The sequence below is a fragment of the Pseudomonas sp. G5001 genome (genome assembly GCF_013385475.1).
Classification (GTDB): Bacteria; Pseudomonadota; Gammaproteobacteria; order Pseudomonadales; family Pseudomonadaceae; genus Aquipseudomonas.
Map to the genome: position 1 here is coordinate 1 of NZ_JACAPZ010000051.1, position 16,313 is coordinate 16,313.

15 protein-coding genes are annotated in these 16,313 nt (G+C 61.0%); 5 read left to right on the plus strand and 10 right to left on the minus strand.

Annotated elements, in window-relative coordinates:
- The first annotated feature begins 242 nt into the window (after positions 1 to 242).
- Both HX805_RS30440 and pdeM read left to right on the plus strand, forming a co-directional pair.
- Complete coding sequence (locus HX805_RS30440) at positions 243 to 2,720, plus strand: ligase-associated DNA damage response DEXH box helicase (protein ID WP_177117590.1); 2,478 nt, start codon at positions 243 to 245, stop codon at positions 2,718 to 2,720.
- Positions 2,720 to 3,376, plus strand: coding sequence for a ligase-associated DNA damage response endonuclease PdeM (gene pdeM / locus HX805_RS30445; protein WP_003219271.1), 657 nt, complete (start codon positions 2,720 to 2,722; stop codon positions 3,374 to 3,376). Before HX805_RS30440 ends, pdeM begins: the two co-directional genes overlap by 1 nt.
- Positions 3,377 to 3,407: 31 nt before the next feature.
- Here pdeM and HX805_RS30450 read toward each other — a convergent pair whose 3' ends face one another.
- Both HX805_RS30450 and dcd read right to left on the minus strand, forming a co-directional pair.
- Positions 3,408 to 3,611, minus strand: a complete 204-nt coding sequence (locus HX805_RS30450) for a hypothetical protein (protein WP_003219272.1) — start codon at positions 3,609 to 3,611, stop codon at positions 3,408 to 3,410.
- Positions 3,612 to 3,718: 107 nt separating this feature from the next.
- The gene (gene dcd / locus HX805_RS30455) at positions 3,719 to 4,285 is read right to left on the minus strand and encodes a dCTP deaminase (RefSeq protein WP_003219273.1); all 567 of its coding nucleotides are present in this window, start codon (positions 4,283 to 4,285) and stop codon (positions 3,719 to 3,721) included.
- 378 nt (positions 4,286 to 4,663) lie between these two features.
- On the opposite strand from dcd, the gene HX805_RS30460 reads away from it, so the two are divergent.
- On the plus strand, positions 4,664 to 4,873 hold the full coding sequence (locus tag HX805_RS30460; RefSeq protein WP_002554837.1) for a cold-shock protein: 210 nt from the start codon (positions 4,664 to 4,666) through the stop codon (positions 4,871 to 4,873).
- A 205-nt stretch (positions 4,874 to 5,078) separates the two neighbouring features.
- Here HX805_RS30460 and rpoS read toward each other — a convergent pair whose 3' ends face one another.
- The 8 genes from rpoS to HX805_RS30500 all read right to left on the minus strand — a co-directional run bounded on the left by rpoS (position 5,079) and on the right by HX805_RS30500 (position 12,199).
- Entirely contained in the window at positions 5,079 to 6,083 is a 1,005-nt protein-coding gene (rpoS, locus tag HX805_RS30465; protein WP_003219274.1) for an RNA polymerase sigma factor RpoS, read from the minus strand.
- A 105-nt stretch (positions 6,084 to 6,188) separates the two neighbouring features.
- Entirely contained in the window at positions 6,189 to 7,025 is an 837-nt protein-coding gene (locus HX805_RS30470) for a peptidoglycan DD-metalloendopeptidase family protein (RefSeq protein ID WP_032898924.1), read from the minus strand.
- Positions 7,026 to 7,235: 210 nt separating this feature from the next.
- Positions 7,236 to 7,871, minus strand: a complete 636-nt coding sequence (locus HX805_RS30475) for a protein-L-isoaspartate(D-aspartate) O-methyltransferase (protein ID WP_008432211.1) — start codon at positions 7,869 to 7,871, stop codon at positions 7,236 to 7,238.
- Between the two features lie 41 nt (positions 7,872 to 7,912).
- Positions 7,913 to 8,662 carry a 5'/3'-nucleotidase SurE gene (gene surE, locus HX805_RS30480; protein WP_003219278.1) on the minus strand — a complete coding sequence of 250 codons (750 nt, stop codon included), beginning with the start codon at positions 8,660 to 8,662 and terminating at the stop codon, positions 7,913 to 7,915.
- Positions 8,650 to 9,708, minus strand: a complete 1,059-nt coding sequence (truD, locus tag HX805_RS30485) for a tRNA pseudouridine(13) synthase TruD (RefSeq protein WP_003219280.1) — start codon at positions 9,706 to 9,708, stop codon at positions 8,650 to 8,652. Before truD ends, surE begins: the two co-directional genes overlap by 13 nt.
- Positions 9,705 to 10,178, minus strand: a complete 474-nt coding sequence (gene ispF, locus HX805_RS30490) for a 2-C-methyl-D-erythritol 2,4-cyclodiphosphate synthase (protein WP_003219282.1) — start codon at positions 10,176 to 10,178, stop codon at positions 9,705 to 9,707. Before ispF ends, truD begins: the two co-directional genes overlap by 4 nt.
- Positions 10,179 to 10,232: 54 nt before the next feature.
- Positions 10,233 to 11,078, minus strand: a complete 846-nt coding sequence (gene fghA / locus HX805_RS30495) for an S-formylglutathione hydrolase (protein ID WP_003219284.1) — start codon at positions 11,076 to 11,078, stop codon at positions 10,233 to 10,235.
- Positions 11,079 to 11,086: 8 nt separating this feature from the next.
- On the minus strand, positions 11,087 to 12,199 hold the full coding sequence (locus HX805_RS30500; protein ID WP_003219285.1) for an S-(hydroxymethyl)glutathione dehydrogenase/class III alcohol dehydrogenase: 1,113 nt from the start codon (positions 12,197 to 12,199) through the stop codon (positions 11,087 to 11,089).
- A gap of 109 nt (positions 12,200 to 12,308) precedes the next feature.
- Here HX805_RS30500 and HX805_RS30505 point away from each other — a divergent pair, with 109 nt between their 5' ends.
- Positions 12,309 to 13,205, plus strand: a complete 897-nt coding sequence (locus tag HX805_RS30505; RefSeq protein ID WP_003219287.1) for a LysR substrate-binding domain-containing protein — start codon at positions 12,309 to 12,311, stop codon at positions 13,203 to 13,205.
- Positions 13,206 to 13,274: 69 nt separating this feature from the next.
- Positions 13,275 to 16,313 (plus strand): dermonecrotic toxin domain-containing protein, encoded by a 3,039-nt coding sequence (locus HX805_RS30510; protein ID WP_177117591.1) that lies wholly within the window; start codon positions 13,275 to 13,277, stop codon positions 16,311 to 16,313.

Here is a 16,313-nt window from a genome sequence, read left to right on the forward strand (position 1 = left end):
GTCGCGGCGGCCCGCGGAACCGGGCCGGAGTGCGGGCATGCCGAGCCTAAGCGAGGCACCGAGTGGTGGGGCAAAGACCTTTTGGTTACTTTTGGGGCGTTTGCCAAAAGTGACCCGCTGTAAGAGCGGAACCATAGGCGGCCGTTACCTAAATAACGGATATACACCCCCCCAAAAAAAATCGCAGTTAAACCTTTCCCCCACCCCAAAGGTCTCTGAATTACCCCCCCAGAGCCCCAAGCATGGCCAAATCCCCCAACTTCGCCAAAGACTGGTTCACCGCCAAGGGCTGGAAACCGTTCGCCTTCCAAAAAGACGTATGGCACGCAGTCAAGGAAGGCCAGTCGGGGCTGCTCCACGCCAGCACCGGCGCCGGGAAAACCTACGCCCTGTGGTTCGCCGCCCTCAACCGCTTCGCCATCACCGAAACCACACCCCGCAAACGCAAAGCCCCCGCCGAACCGCTGGCCGTCCTGTGGATCACCCCAATGCGCGCCCTGGCCGCCGACACCGCCCGCGCCCTTGAGGCCCCGCTCGAGTCACTGAAAATCCCCTGGACCGTCGGCCTGCGCACCGGCGACACCAGCAGCAGCGAACGCGCCCGCCAAACCCGCCGTCTGCCCACCACCCTGATCACCACCCCGGAAAGCCTCACGCTGATGCTCGCCCGCGCCGACAGCCAGCCCAGCCTGTCGCACCTGCGCATGGTGGTAGTGGACGAATGGCACGAACTGATCGGCAACAAACGCGGCGTGCAATTGCAACTGGCCCTCGCCCGCCTGCGGCAATGGCACCCCGAGCTGATTGTGTGGGGCATTTCCGCAACCCTGGGTAATCAGGCCCACGCGTTGGAGGTGTTGATCCCACAAGGCGGCGGGATCAACGTCCAAGGCCAAACCACCAAACAGTTGCGAGTAGACACCCTGTTGCCACCGGTTATCGAGCGCTTTCCGTGGGCCGGCCATATCGGCCTGAAAATGCTCCCGCAAGTGGTGGCCGAAGTCGATGCCAGCAGCAGTTGCCTGGTGTTTACCAACACACGGGCACAATCGGAAATCTGGTACCAGGCCCTGCTCGACGCGCGCCCCGACTGGGCCGGAGTGATTGCCCTGCACCACGGCTCGCTGTCCCGGGAAACCCGGGACTGGGTGGAGCGAGCCCTGAAGGAGGGGCAACTGAAGGCCGTGGTGTGTACGTCGAGCCTGGACCTGGGGGTAGATTTCCTGCCGGTGGAACGGGTACTGCAGATTGGCTCCGCCAAGGGCGTAGCCCGGCTGATGCAGCGCGCAGGGCGCTCCGGCCACGCACCGGGCCGGCCGTCGCGGGTCACGCTGGTGCCAACCCACAGCCTGGAAATGATGGAAGCCGCTGCCGCGCAGGACGCCATCGCTGAACGGCGCATAGAAGCGCGCCAGTCGCCTCACAAGCCGTTGGATGTGCTGGTGCAGCATCTGGTGAGCATGGCGCTGGGCGGCGGCTTTGTGCCGGATGAGCTGCTGGCGGAGGTGCGCACCGCGTGGGCCTATCGTGACCTGAGCGCAGCAGATTGGGCCTGGGCCCTGGGTTTCGTGCGCCATGGTGGCCTGTCACTGACGGCCTACCCGGATTACCGCCGCGTCGAGCCGGACGAACACGGCATCTGGCGCGTCCCCGACGCACGCCTGGCGCGGCGCCATCGCATGAGCGTGGGTACGATCGTCAGCGATGCCAGCATCCAGCTGAAATTCTGGAGCAAAGGCGGCGGTGGCAAGACCCTGGGCAGTGTCGAGGAAGGCTTTATTGCACGACTTAAGCCAGGGGATGGTTTCCTGTTCGCCGGCCGCTTGCTGGAGTTGGTACGGGTGGAAAACATGACTGCTTATGTGAAGCGCAGCACCGCGAAAAAGGCTGCCGTGCCACGCTGGAACGGCGGGCGCATGCCTCTTTCCAACGAGCTGGCCCAGGCGGTGGTCGAGCGCTTTGATGCGGCTGCCCACGGTCACTATCTCGGCCCGGAGATGCAAGCGGTGCAACCCTTGCTGGAAACCCAACTGCGCTGGTCCGGACTGCCGACCCGCGATCACTTGCTGGCCGAGGCCCTCAAGTCCCGGGAAGGCTGGCATCTGTTCCTGTATCCGTTTGCCGGGCGCCAGGTGCATCTGGGGCTGGCGAGCCTGCTGGCCTGGCGCGTCAGCCGGCGGCAGGCGGTGACGTTCTCGATTGCGGTCAATGACTATGGGCTGGAACTGCTGAGTGCCACAGAAGTGGATTGGCCTGAGTTATTGGGCGGCGAACTGCTGAGCGCGGATCATCTGCTGGATGACGTGGTAGCCAGCCTGAATGCCGGTGAGCTGGCCCTGCGACGTTTTCGCGAGATCGCGCGGATCGCCGGGCTGGTGTTCGCAGGCTATCCGGGCGCGCCGAAAAGTACGCGTCAGGTCCAGGCTTCCAGCGGTTTGTTCTTTGAGGTATTCAAGCAATATGACCCGCAGAACCTGCTGCTGACCCAGGCCGGGGAAGAAGTCCTGCGGGATGAGCTGGATATTCGTCGCCTGGAAGAGACCTTGCGCCACCTGTCTGGGTTGAAGCTGGACCTGCATCGCATCAAACGGCCTACGCCGTTGGCCTTTCCGCTGCTGGTGGAACGTTTTCGGGAAAGCCTGAGCTCGGAAAAACTCTCGGAGCGGATTGCGCGGATGGTCAAGGATCTGGAAAAAGTCGCCGATAACGGGAAGCCCTGATGCCCGCTCATTATCCGATACATCTGGCGGAAGAAGCGCTGTGGTTGCTGGCGGACAAGGCGGTGTACTGGCCTGCGAGAAAGTGCCTGCTGATCGCCGACGCGCATTTTGGCAAGGCGTCGGCCTATCGCAGCCTGGGCCAGCCAGTGCCACAGGGCACGACGACGGCCAACCTGCAGCGCCTGGACCGGTTGTTGGCGGCTTTCCCCGGCGCGCAGGTGATCTTTCTCGGCGACTTTCTCCACGGGCCCGGCTCTCACGCCAGCGGCACCCTGAACGCCCTGAGAGCCTGGCGTGAGCGTCATGCAGGCGTGGCGCTCACGCTGATTCGCGGCAACCACGACAAACGCGCTGGCGACCCGCCTGGCGATCTGAATATTGAGGTGGTGACCGAACCCTTGCTGATGGGCCCGTTTGCCTTGCAGCACGAGCCCGACGCCCATGCCAGCCATCATGTGCTGGCCGGGCATGTGCATCCGGTGTATCGCCTGCGGGGCAAGGGCCGGCAAAGCTTGCGCCTGCCGTGCTTCCTGATCGGCAACCAAGTCAGCCTGCTACCGGCGTTCGGCGCTTTTACCGGGGGCTATTCAGTGACGCAGGAAGAAGGCAGCCGGATCTTCGTGATCGGAGACCAGGAAGTATGGCCAGTGCGTTGAGCAACTGACCATTGGCGACACGTGCAGGAAATCAGGCCACAGGGGCGGGAGGCGGTTCGTCAGGGAGAGTGGGTTCGCCAGGCTCTTCAGGCTGGTTGGGCCAGGGATCATCGGGACCTGGCTGGCCGGGAATGCCGCCTGCGGCGGGATCGGCCATCAAGGACCAGGCCATCACACCAATCTGGTTGGGTTCAAGCCGGGCGAGTTCGGCGCTGATTCGCGGATCGAGCTTCATAGGGGACTCCTCAAGCGTGGCCCGGCGCGTTGTGCACGCGTCGGGGCAGTACACCCAATAGAGTGCATGCCCGCTGACAAATTCCCTAAGCCTGTAAGACGATTCGATCAAGTGCGTGGGAGAGTGACGCCGCGCTGGCCCTGATACTTGCCGCCACGGTCCTTATAGGACACTTCGCACTCTTCGTCGGATTCGAAGAACAGCATCTGCGCCACGCCTTCGTTGGCGTAGATTTTTGCCGGCAAGGTGGTGGTGTTGGAGAACTCCAGAGTGACGTGCCCTTCCCATTCCGGCTCCAGCGGCGTCACGTTGACGATGATGCCGCAGCGCGCGTAGGTGCTTTTGCCCAGGCAGATAGTCAGGACATTACGCGGAATACGGAAGAATTCGACGGTGCGCGCCAGGGCAAAGGAGTTTGGCGGGATGATGCAGACGTCGCTCTTGACGTCGACGAAGCTTTTTTCGTCGAAGTTTTTCGGATCGACGGTTGCCGAGTTGATGTTGGTGAACACCTTGAACTCATCGGCGCAGCGTACGTCGTAGCCGTAGCTGGAAACCCCGAACGAGATCAGCCGCTCAGCGCCTTCGCCACGCATCTGGCGCTCCACGAAGGGCTCGATCATGCCGTGCTCTTGCGCCATGCGGCGAATCCACTTGTCCGATTTGATGCTCATGGCGGGTGTCCTGAATAGCGAGGTGAAAAAATTCTGTTGGGCATCTTACCGGGGCTGGCCCCGTGGTTCAAAGGGGCGGCTGTTTTTCTTGGCGCCGCGCAGCCCCTGCTGGGCGGGGCGCACCTTCAATTGTGGGGTGTTGGTGCGGTATCAGGGTGCCGCCAGTCACGAAAATAGAGAAACCTTCGGAAATACCATTGGCACGTTCCGGAAAAAGGGTTAAGGTGGCGCCACTGTGCTGCTTGTGTCACTGAGAATCTCTACACGATATGTTGAATTTCGATCCAACCATCTCCAAGAATTTTTCCTGCTCTTTGCACTCAGTCTCGGCCAGGGCTTTTCCTGAGTCGCAGTTAACTTTGTCCAAGGAGATACACCATGTCTAATCGCCAAACTGGTACCGTTAAGTGGTTCAACGATGAAAAAGGCTTCGGCTTCATCACTCCACAATCCGGTGACGACCTGTTCGTTCACTTCAAAGCTATCCAATCCGACGGCTTCAAAAGCCTGAAAGAAGGCCAACAGGTTTCTTTCATCGCTACCCGCGGTCAGAAAGGCATGCAAGCTGAAGAAGTTCAAGTTATCTAACTTGTACTGATTTAGTCGAAAAGCCCCGCCCTCAAAAGCGGGGCTTTTTTTGTGCTCGGGATTTGCCAATCACACGATGTAATTCCATGAACAAAAAAATGTGGGAGCGGGCTTGCTCGCGAAAGCGGTGAATCAGTCGCCAGATAGGCTGACTGAAACACCGTATTCGCGAGCAAGCCCGCTCCCACATTTCATCCTGCGTCGCTTATTGAAACAACGACTCACTCGACAAGCCATTCTTCTCGAGGATCTCGCGCAAGCGCTTGAGGCCCTCGACCTGGATCTGCCGCACCCGCTCACGGGTCAAGCCAATCTCCAGGCCAACATCTTCCAGGGTGCTGCTTTCGTGGCCGCGCAGCCCGAAGCGGCGAATCACCACCTCACGCTGTTTGTCCGTCAGCTCCGAAAGCCACTGGTCGATGCTTTGCGACAGATCGTCGTCCTGCAGCAACTCACATGGGTCCGTAGGACGATCATCGGTCAGGGTGTCCAGCAGGGTTTTATCCGAATCCGGACCCAGCGAGACATCGACGGAAGACACTCGCTCATTGAGACCGAGCATGCGCTTGACCTCTCCCACCGGTTTTTCCAGCAGGTTGGCGATTTCTTCAGGCGAAGGTTCATGATCGAGTTTCTGTGTCAGCTCACGCGCCGCCCGCAGGTAGACGTTGAGCTCCTTGACCACATGGATCGGCAACCGGATCGTACGGGTCTGATTCATGATCGCCCGTTCGATGGTCTGACGAATCCACCAGGTGGCGTAGGTCGAAAAGCGGAAGCCCCGCTCAGGGTCGAACTTTTCCACCGCCCGGATCAGGCCGAGATTGCCTTCCTCGATCAAGTCCAACAGGGACAGCCCACGATTGACGTAGCGTCGGGCGATTTTCACCACCAGTCGCAGGTTGCTCTCAATCATGCGCTTGCGCCCAGCCGGATCGCCCTTTTGCGACAAGCGCGCAAAATGGACTTCTTCTTCGGGAGTGAGCAGAGGGGAAAAGCCGATTTCATTGAGGTACAACTGAGTCGCGTCGAGCGCCCGTGTGTAATCAATGTACTTGTGTTGCTTTAACGCGGTGGAGTTCTTGGATTTGGTGCGAACTGAAGGTACAGCAGGTCCCTCATTCGACATCGATTCCGTATCGATGACAGTCTCCATAAGGAGAACCTCATCGTCGATGTCAAACTCCGGCGCTTCTTTACTGAGAGCCATTGTTATAGTCCTTTGGTGAGTTCGACCTCAAGCTCAAGCGACGCCTTTATCCTTGGCAACGCTGGAGCCTGTTCCTACTACGTGAGGAACAGGCTGTGCAACACATCAACGACGGGGAAGGAATTGCAGCGGATCAACAGGCTTCCCTTGGCGGCGAATCTCAAAGTGCAGTTTCACCCGGTCTGTACCAGTTGACCCCATTTCGGCAATTGTCTGTCCGACTTTGACCTGCTGCCCCTCCCGAACCAACAGCCTGCGGTTGTGACCGTAGGCACTGACGTAGGTATCGCTGTGTTTGATGATGACCAGCTCGCCGTAGCCCCGTAAACCACTCCCGGCGTACACCACTGTCCCATCAGACGCAGCTAAAACAGGCTGTCCCAAATCCCCGGCGATATCAATGCCTTTATTCAAACTACCGTTTGAAGAGAATTTTCCAATAAGGATGCCATTTGAGGGCCATCCCCAGCCGGTCGGTGCGGGCCCCGCCGGCGGCATCGGCGCAGGTGCCGGCTTGCTCGCAACGCTAGGCGCGGCGGTGCCTGCAGGCCGGGTGATGATGGTGGTCTTGCTCGAAGACGACGGCGAAGAAGCCGTGTTTGTGACAACCGCGGTCGGTGTTGAACCGGTTCGTCCATCGAAACGAATGGTCTGACCTGGATGTATCGTGTACGGCACAGGGATGTTGTTACGGGCGGCGAGCGCCTTGTAATCCCAGCCATAACGAAAGGCGATCGAGAACATCGTATCGCCCTTGCGCACGACGTATTGGCCTGTGGTAACGGTAGGTTTCTGCGGTACCGCGTTATTGCGGTCGACCACCCGCGCACCACCGGATGGCGTGCTTGAACAAGCCGCCAGCAAGGAACTCAAGACAAGGCCAATCACCAGTCGCTGAAAGCTTGTTTGACTCATACGCTGTGCAATGACCGTGAGACTCACCCGCCGCTCCCTTTGTGGTGGCTGACTATGAACGCCTGTATCAGGCTTGAAATATGACGCAAGTATAACTGGCCGTTGGGTTTTTACTGGAAACACGATTCTAAAGAAAATTTCATCATGTTTAGCTCCTACGGCTGATCATGTGGACTCAACAGACCCCGCTGTAAGACACATACCCGGCAATAGAATTCAGTACGCAGGAATAATTGATCAGGCCAGCGGACCGTTGAGCAGCGGGACAAAACGCACGGCGCCGAGCACATGCCGGGAAAAGCCCTCTTCCTCGCGAATGATCAACATTAATTGTTGCACTTCGCCGGCGCCCACCGGAATCACCAGGCGCCCGCCGGGAGCCAGTTGATCGAGCAAGGCCTGGGGCACGTCGGTCGCCACCGCGGTGACGATAATGCCGTTGTATGGCGCCAGTGCCGGCCAGCCTTCCCAGCCATCACCCCAACGGAACACCACGTTGCGCAGGTTCAACTCCACCAGGCGTTCCTTGGCCCGGTCTTGCAACACCTTGATGCGCTCCACGGAAAACACCCGCTCCACCAGCTGCGACAACACGGCCGTCTGGTAGCCGGAGCCGGTGCCGATTTCCAGCACCTTGTCCAGCGGGCCCGCCGCCAGCAGCAACTCACTCATCCGCGCCACCATATAGGGCTGGGAGATGGTCTGGTTGTGGCCGATGGGCAAGGCTGTGTCTTCATAGGCGCGGTGCGCCAGGGCTTCATCGACAAACAGATGCCGCGGGGTGCGCCGGATGACTTCCAGCACCTGGGCATTGGACAGCCCTTCTTCATACAGGCGCTGGATCAATCGCTCGCGGGTGCGCTGGGAGGTCATCCCGATGCCCCGGCGCAGCAGGTCGTCTTGTTCACGAGCCATCAGCGCAGCCCCTCCAGCCAGCCATCGAGGCTACTGAAGGCATCACTGAAGGTGCGATCGAGTTGCAACGGGGTAATCGAGACATAACCTTGCATCACCGCATGAAAGTCCGTGCCCTCGCCACCGTCCTCGGCATCGCCGGCAGCGGCAATCCAGTACCCTTCCCTGCCACGCGGGTCGACCACCTTCAGCGGCGCTGCCGCACGGGCACGGTGGCCGAGGCGGGTCAGCTGGATACCGCGAATGTGGTCCAGGGGCAGATTGGGAATATTGACGTTGAGCACCGTGCGCGGCGGCAGGACCAGGGTGTCATGGGCCTCCACCAGCTTGCGGGCGAAATACGCCGCAGTCGCCAGGTTGTCCAGTTGACGGGACGCAAACGAAAAAGCGAACGAGGTCCGACCGAGGAAGCGCCCTTCAAGGGCTGCCGCCACCGTACCGGAATACAGCACGTCGTCACCCAGGTTGGCGCCCAGGTTGATCCCGGAAACCACCAGGTCCGGCTCGCGGTCCAGCAGGCTGTTGATCGCCAGGTGCACGCAGTCGGTCGGCGTGCCATTCACGCTGATAAAGCCGTTGGGCAACGTCTGTGTATGCAACGGACGGTCGAGCGTCAGCGAGCTGCTGGCGCCGCTTTTGTCCTGGTCCGGGGCAACCACCACGCACTCGGCGTAATCCGCCAGCGCAGCATGAAGCGCGGCAAGGCCGGGTGCAGTGACCCCGTCGTCGTTAGATATCAGAATACGCATGGGCTGTCCGTCTGCCCCACCGGCACCAGATCTACAAGCTCGCGCACCAAGACAGTGGCGAAGCATCCAGCCGGCAGGACGAATTCCAATTGCAGAATGTCAGGTTCGGGATAATGCCACGTCAACCCGCCAATGGGCAGTCGAAGAATGCGACGTTCCTGGCTCATGCCGGCATTCACCAGCCAATCCCGCAGTTCGGCTTCACCGTCGGCAATCGCCTGTTCCAGCGCAAAGGTTGCCCCCGCCGCCGGCGAATCACCTTCGCCCCACTGCGGGCCGGTGGGATGCAGGTCGAGGATTGCCAGGCGCGGGTCGCTGCATTCAGCCTCCCCCGCCGGGAAAAAGCTGCGGCTGTCGGTAAACGCCAGCAAGTCACCGACCTGGGCGCGCTGCCAGGAACCGTCGGCCACCCGCGCCGCCAGCACTTTATTGAACAGGAAGCTGCGGGCCGTCGAGAGCAGGCGCGAACGCACATTGCGCTGCTCCGGCAAGGCCTTGCGCGCCGCCCAGTCACGGGCATCGACGACGTTGCCGCCGTTATGGCCGAAACGCTGGGCGCCGAAATAGTTGGGAATGCCTTGCCGGGCGATCAGTTGCAGGCGGGCGTCGATGGCCGCCGCATCCCCGGCAAACTGGGTCAGGCGCAAGGTAAAGCCGTTGGCCGAATGCGCGCCGCGCTGCAGCTTGCGCTTGTGACGGCCGGTCTTGAGGATCTTCAGAGTGTCGTTTTCAGCCGCGCTCAGGTCCGGGTCCGCCTTGCCCGGCAACTGCACGCTGAACCACTGGCGGGTCAGCGCCTGGCGGTCCTTGAGCCCGGCGTAGCTGACGGTACGCAACGGCACGCCCGCCGCCTTGGCAATCCGCCGCGCCGCCTCTTCGGTATTCAGGCCGCGCTTTTCCACCCACAACCACAGGTGTTCACCCTCGCCGGTCAGCGGGATATCCAGCACTTCATCCACCTGGAAGTCTTCAGCGGTGGCCTTCAGAACAGCGCTGCCCAAGGCCTCGCCATAGGCACGCGGGCCCAGCAGTTGCAGATCATTCATGCGCGCAGCAACAAGGCAACGGAGTGCACGGCAATGCCCTCTTCGCGACCGGTAAACCCGAGCTTTTCGGTGGTGGTGGCTTTTACGTTCACTTGATCCAACTCAACTTGAAGATCCGCGGCAATCAGCGCGCGCATCGTTTCGATATGCGGGGCCATCTTGGGCGCCTGGGCGACGATGGTGTTGTCGACGTTGCCAACCTTCCAGCCCTTGGCATGGATCAAGCCGACCACGTGACGCAACAGCACACGGCTGTCCGCGCCCTTGAAGGTCGGGTCGGTGTCCGGAAAGTGCTTGCCGATGTCGCCCAACGCGGCTGCGCCGAGCAAGGCATCGCTCAAGGCATGCAGCACCACGTCGCCGTCGGAATGAGCCAGCAACCCGTGGTGGTGCGCGATCCGCACGCCGCCCAGGGTGATGAAATCGCCTTCGGCGAAACGGTGCACATCATAGCCGTGGCCAATACGCATAAAAAAACGCCCCGATTTAATTCAGGGCGTGATTCTACCTACTTTTGCCTCACATTAACCGAGCAAAGCGCGCGCGTGATGGCGTAAATGGTCTTCGATGAAGCTGGCGATAAAGAAGTAGCTGTGGTCATAGCCCGGTTGCAGGCGCAGCTCCAGCGGATGGTTCGCCGCCCTGGCCGCTTGTTGCAACGCTTCAGGCTTGAGCTGCACCGCGAGGAAATCGTCGCGGTCGCCCTGGTCCACCAGCAATGGCAGCTTTTCCGAGGCTTCGCTGATCAACACGCAGGCATCCCATTCGCGCCATTTCGAGCGCTCTTCGCCGAGGTAGCGGGAGAATGCCTTCTGGCCCCACGGGCAATCCATCGGGTTGTTGATCGGCGAGAACGCCGACACCGACTGATAACGCCCCGGGTTGCGCAAGGCACACACCAGCGCGCCGTGGCCGCCCATGGAGTGGCCGCTGATCCCGCGTTTGGCCGACGCCGGGAAATGCGCCTCGACCAATGCAGGCAACTCCTGCACCACGTAGTCATGCATCCGATAGTGCTGGGCCCAGGGCTCCTGGGTGGCGTTCAGGTAGAAACCGGCGCCCAGGCCAAAGTCCCAGGCGTTGTCCGGATCACCCGGCACACCGGGGCCGCGCGGGCTGGTGTCCGGCGCAACAATGATCAACCCCAGCTCGGCTGCCATGCGTTGCGCGCCGGCCTTCTGCATGAAGTTCTCATCGGTGCAGGTCAGCCCCGATAGCCAGTACAGCACCGGCAATTTGCCGCCCTGCTCCGCTTGCGGCGGCAGGTACACGGCGAAGGTCATGTCGCAACCCAGCACGTCGGAATGATGCTTGTAGCGTTTATGCCAGCCGCCGAAGCTTTTCTGGCACGACAGGTTTTCCAGACTCATGGCCGACCTCAGAAGTGAATGACGGTGCGGATGCTCTTGCCTTCATGCATCAGGTCAAACGCCTTGTTGATATCTTCCAGGCCCATGGTGTGGGTGATGAACGTATCCAGCGGGATTTCACCGGTCTGGGCCATTTCCACATAGCTTGGCAACTCGCTGCGACCGCGCACGCCGCCGAACGCCGAACCGCGCCAGACGCGGCCGGTGACCAGCTGGAACGGACGGGTAGCAATTTCCTGGCCGGCGCCGGCCACGCCGATGATCACCGACTCGCCCCAACCTTTGTGGCAGCACTCAAGGGCCGCACGCATCAGTTGGACATTGCCGATGCACTCGAAGGAAAAGTCGACGCCGCCGTCGGTCAAATCGACGATCACGTCCTGGATCGGGCGGTCGTAGTCTTTCGGGTTGATGCAGTCGGTGGCACCCAGCTGCCTGGCGATTTCAAACTTGGCCGGGTTGATGTCGATGGCAATGATGCGGCCGGCCTTGGCTTTCACCGCGCCGATCACCGCCGACAGGCCGATGCCGCCCAGGCCGAAGATGGCCACGGTGTCGCCCGGCTTGACCTTGGCGGTGTTGATCACTGCACCGATACCGGTGGTGACGCCACAGCCCAGCAGGCAGACTTTTTCCAGCGGCGCTTCTTTGGGAATCTTGGCCACGGAGATTTCCGGCAGCACGGTGTATTCGGAGAAGGTCGAAGTGCCCATGTAGTGGAAAATCGGCTGGCCCTTGTAGGAAAAGCGCGAAGTACCGTCGGGCATCAGGCCTTTGCCCTGGGTGGCGCGAATCGCCTGGCAGAGGTTGGTCTTGCCCGACAGGCAGAATTTGCACTTGCCGCATTCCGGGGTGTACAGCGGGATCACGTGGTCGCCCACCGCCACCGAGGTCACGCCTTCGCCGATGGCTTCAACCACGGCGCCGCCTTCGTGGCCGAGGATCGACGGGAAAATGCCTTCCGGGTCCGCGCCCGACAGGGTGTAGGCATCGGTATGGCACACACCGGACGCCACCACCCGCAACAGCACCTCGCCCGCCTTGGGCATGGCCACATCCACTTCAACGATCTCGAGGGGTTTCTTGGCTTCGAAGGCTACGGCCGCGCGGGACTTGATCATCCGGTTTCTCCATCGGGTTAAAAACGTAAGGCCGGCAGTGTAAAACATGCTCATCTGATTAATAATCCAGACAAAAGCAAAACATTATTGCCGCACAGGGACAATCAGCATGCTGGAAAACCGCTGGGAGGGCATCGACGAGTTCGTCGCCGTGGCCGAATGCAGCCAATTCACCGCGGCCGCCGAGCGCCTGGGCGTGTCGTCGTCCCATATCAGCCGCCAGGTCGCGCGACTGGAAGAGCGCCTGCAAACACGCTTGCTGTATCGCAGCACGCGCAAGGTGACACTGACCGAAGCCGGCCAGACCTTCCTGCAACATTGCCAGCGATTGCAGGACGGTCGCGAAGAAGCCTTGCGCGCGGTGGGCGACCTGGCCAGCGAGCCCAAGGGAATGTTGCGCATGACCTGCGCAGTGGCTTACGGCGAGCGTTTTATCGTGCCGCTGGTGACGCGGTTCATGGCGCTTTATCCGCAATTGCGCGTGGACGTGGAATTGACCAACCGCCAGCTGGACCTGGTGCACGAGGGCCTGGACCTGGCGATTCGCCTCGGGCGCCTGGCGGATTCGCGCATGGTTGCCAGCCGCCTCGCGCCGCGGCGTATGTACCTGTGCGCGTCACCGTCCTACCTGGCCAGGTACGGGCGGCCACATAGCTTGTCGGAGTTAAGCCGGCATAACTGCCTGATCGGCAGCTCGGATATTTGGCAACTGGCCCAGGACGGGCGCGAATTTTCCCAGCGGGTACAGGGAAACTGGCGCTGCAACAGCGGGCAAGCGGTGCTGGATGCGGCCCTGCAAGGTGTCGGTCTTTGCCAGTTGCCGGACTATTACGTGCTGGAGCATTTGCACAGCGGCGCACTGGTGTCGTTACTCGAAGCCCATCAACCGCCCAACACCGCGGTTTGGGCGCTGTACCCACAACAACGCCACCTTTCGCCCAAGGTGCGAAAACTGGTGGACTTTCTCAAGGAGGGCCTGGGCAACCATCCCGTCTACCTGCGATAGACAGCTACCGCCCATGCAGCGCCTGAGTGCCGGTAAATAGCCTTTTTTACTGCGTAACCAGGCACCCCCATGATAACCAACGGCCCGCAACTCCAGCGCATCAGTCATTTCGTTCGCAAGGTCCTGGCGGATTTCCCCGTACCTTCGCAAATCGCCGCCCAGTTGATCCGCGAGCGGGTACAGCCCCTCAGCCAGGTCGAGTTCGACCCGGATACCACCCTCCTCGCCACCCTCGAATACAACACCGACAACCCCAATGCGGCCTTCACCGCCGTGGTGATCCAGTCGATGTCGCTGACCGAGGCCATGGTCTGCAATGCGCCCCAGCCCTCGGGCGGCATGCTCAATACCACCGGGTTTTCCACCACTGCACCTTATTTCAATATTGTCAGCGAGCTGCCGCGCTTGATGGATAACCGGATTCCGGCAATGTTCAACGAAGAGTTCATCGTCTCGGGCTGGATCCCACCAAGGCGTTATGAGGCGCTGTATCTGCAAAGCCAGCCCCAGGTTTACGACCCGAGCACGCAGCTGGAGATTTCACCAAAAACCTTCAGGCACATCGTTAACTCAAGCCATTTCGAACAAACCTACGACGAGGCGATCGGCAAGTTCTGGAACAACCACCGGGAAAACTACAACACCCTGATGCGCATCGCGTTCACCAAAGCCTATCTGGAACAGTTCCATGAGTTCACCCTGACCGTGGCAGAGAGACAGCTGGCGGCACGGGCGGCGGGAATCGGCATCGACAAGAACCACGACAACCTCACCCTGGAGGATTTCCAGGAGCCCTATCGCCTCGACCCAAACCTGTCCCTGCGGCTATTGCGCGTTCACAACAGCGAATCCACCGACATCCTGACCATCACCGATAACCAAAGCCAGGTGACCCTGCTCTATATCCCGGGCAACTCCTCGCCCTTCCATGGGTTCAATAACCCGGCAGACATGCGCAGTTGGCTGGTGGAAACGGCAAGGGACGCCACTCAACGCAAGGCGCTGACCCAACACTTCGACGAGGACGCCATCGACTCCGGCCTGATCTACAGCGGCGTGGAGGAGGCACTGGTGGGGATGGCGGTGTTTCCGAAGCCGGCAACCTCCCCGGGTTTGTTCAACAGCCTGCGGGCCGATAACTACTGGGATCCCGAGCAGTACATCAATAACCCGATGTATCCGGCACTGGGCAGTAACCCGTTTGAGTTCATCGCCCGGCAGATCAGGGTACGCCTTGCAAAAGTAGCGGCGCGAAGCTTTATTTCGCCCCTGGATACGCTCAAGGCCGACACCCTGGATGCCCTGGAAAAAGCCTGCATTCTGGCGGTTCCCGTGGCACTGGCCATGGGCAACGCGCTACTGGCGGAATTTTGCTTCCTGACCTCCGGCGCGACTGAAATGGTGGTGGGTGCCGACGACCTGCTGCGCGGCAAACCCCACGCGAAGGAGCGCATTGTATTCGGCGCCCTTAACGCGCTGCCGGTGGTCGCCCATGGCGTGTCCAAGGGGCTCAAGGGCCTCGAAAGCCTGCGCCCCACCCTGGGCCCGGCAGTACGCCAGGATGCGGGCCGGATCAGCGTCAGCGCCATCAACGAAACCTCCATGGCGGCCAACACCGAGACGCGCACCCTGAACCCACGGATGACTCCCGGCGGCCTGCAGACCATCCGGATTCACGGCGACCTGTACCTGACCTACAAGACCCCCAATGAATCAGGCTTCTTCGAACTGTTCGTAATGGCTCCCAACGCGCCAAACACGCTGCAATCCACCGGCCTGTATGCCATCCAGAGCGCCGACCTGAAATGGCGCACGGCCGGGCTGGCCGGCGGAGGCGCATTTCGCAATGCCTGGCAAAGGGTCTACACGCTGTTCGGCGGCCCGCAACACTCGACGTTCTACAGTGCCTACGAGATGCCACCCCCCGCACGCGAGACCGTTTCGGAGATGCTCACCGACACCAGTTCGTTTTCGGAAAACCTTGAACCCGTGGGCAGCGGTGCCCAGCCGGTGAAAGACACCCGCAAGTTGTTTTTCGAGAAAAGAACCAAGCTGTCTGAAGATGCCACGATATTCTTTGCCAACTTGTCGTTTTCACCGATGCGGCCGGTGCTTCCAAGGCTCAGCCTGAATGAATCGCAGCCGACCATCATTCAAAAACTGCTGCACGCCAGCGACGGCCTGGTGATCGGCGAAAGCCATGGAGCCCTGTCGAGCAAGGCGTTCCTGATCAACAACATGCCGCTGTTGGCCAGCGAGGGGGTCAAACGCCTCTATTTCGAGCATCTGCTGACGGATGTACACATGCCCTTGCTCAAGGCGTTCTACCGTACCCGAAGCGCGGTGATGCCCGAGGAACTCAAGGGCTTCCTCAACAACATCTACCCGCCGTTGCGCGACCGGCACTACTCGTTCGTCAACATCGTCACCGCAGCCCGTGACGCCGGGATCAAAATCCAGCCGATCGACTGCACTGTCAGCTACATGCTGCGCGACCTGCCCGACACCGCCGACAACTTGCGCCAGCGCATGATGAACTTCTACGCCACCGAGGTGATTCAATGGATCCAGACCACCAAGCTGCGCCCGGGCAAATGGGTCGCACTGGTGGGCGACAGCCATACCAATACCTACAAAGGGATTCCGGGAATCGCCGAACTCACCGGCAGCATCGGCCTGCGGATCGAGGATGCAGCGGCTGGCGGGCACCTCGGCGTCGAAGTGGACACGGGACGCACCGCCAGCCTGGGCATCGGCAAGGGTGAGGGAACGGTCAAGGCCAACCTGGTCCTGCGGGTGGACCGCGCCAGCTTGCAACGCCCGGCGCAACCGGCGCCCGCCCCCTCCCAGCCCCAGGCCAGGACGCCACAGACGCTGCTGACCAAGCCAGGCCAGTTCATGCTGACCCCGGCCACCGTCACGACACCGGCACACCTTCACTACCGTTCACGGCGAGGCGACGTACGCCATTTCAGGATCGATCAACAGGGCGGCCGATACGCCATCAGCGCGCCCGGTTGGGCCGTGGACGGCAAACCGTTCGACAGCATTCAGGCACTGGTGGATGAGTTCAAGACCCCGGCCGGGGTTGAACAGATGACGGTGTGA

Coding starts and splice junctions, on each gene's coding strand:
- rpoS (WP_003219274.1), bottom strand. CDS start 6,083: ATGGCTCTCAGTAAAGAAGCGCCGGAGTTTGACATCGACGATGAGGTT.
- HX805_RS30475 (WP_008432211.1), bottom strand. CDS start 7,871: ATGACCTCCCAGCGCACCCGCGAGCGATTGATCCAGCGCCTGTATGAA.
- pdeM (WP_003219271.1), top strand. CDS start 2,720: ATGCCCGCTCATTATCCGATACATCTGGCGGAAGAAGCGCTGTGGTTG.
- HX805_RS30450 (WP_003219272.1), bottom strand. CDS start 3,611: ATGAAGCTCGATCCGCGAATCAGCGCCGAACTCGCCCGGCTTGAACCC.
- dcd (WP_003219273.1), bottom strand. CDS start 4,285: ATGAGCATCAAATCGGACAAGTGGATTCGCCGCATGGCGCAAGAGCAC.
- HX805_RS30460 (WP_002554837.1), top strand. CDS start 4,664: ATGTCTAATCGCCAAACTGGTACCGTTAAGTGGTTCAACGATGAAAAA.
- truD (WP_003219280.1), bottom strand. CDS start 9,708: ATGAATGATCTGCAACTGCTGGGCCCGCGTGCCTATGGCGAGGCCTTG.
- surE (WP_003219278.1), bottom strand. CDS start 8,662: ATGCGTATTCTGATATCTAACGACGACGGGGTCACTGCACCCGGCCTT.
- fghA (WP_003219284.1), bottom strand. CDS start 11,078: ATGAGTCTGGAAAACCTGTCGTGCCAGAAAAGCTTCGGCGGCTGGCAT.
- HX805_RS30505 (WP_003219287.1), top strand. CDS start 12,309: ATGCTGGAAAACCGCTGGGAGGGCATCGACGAGTTCGTCGCCGTGGCC.
- HX805_RS30440 (WP_177117590.1), top strand. CDS start 243: ATGGCCAAATCCCCCAACTTCGCCAAAGACTGGTTCACCGCCAAGGGC.
- HX805_RS30510 (WP_177117591.1), top strand. CDS start 13,275: ATGATAACCAACGGCCCGCAACTCCAGCGCATCAGTCATTTCGTTCGC.
- ispF (WP_003219282.1), bottom strand. CDS start 10,178: ATGCGTATTGGCCACGGCTATGATGTGCACCGTTTCGCCGAAGGCGAT.
- HX805_RS30500 (WP_003219285.1), bottom strand. CDS start 12,199: ATGATCAAGTCCCGCGCGGCCGTAGCCTTCGAAGCCAAGAAACCCCTC.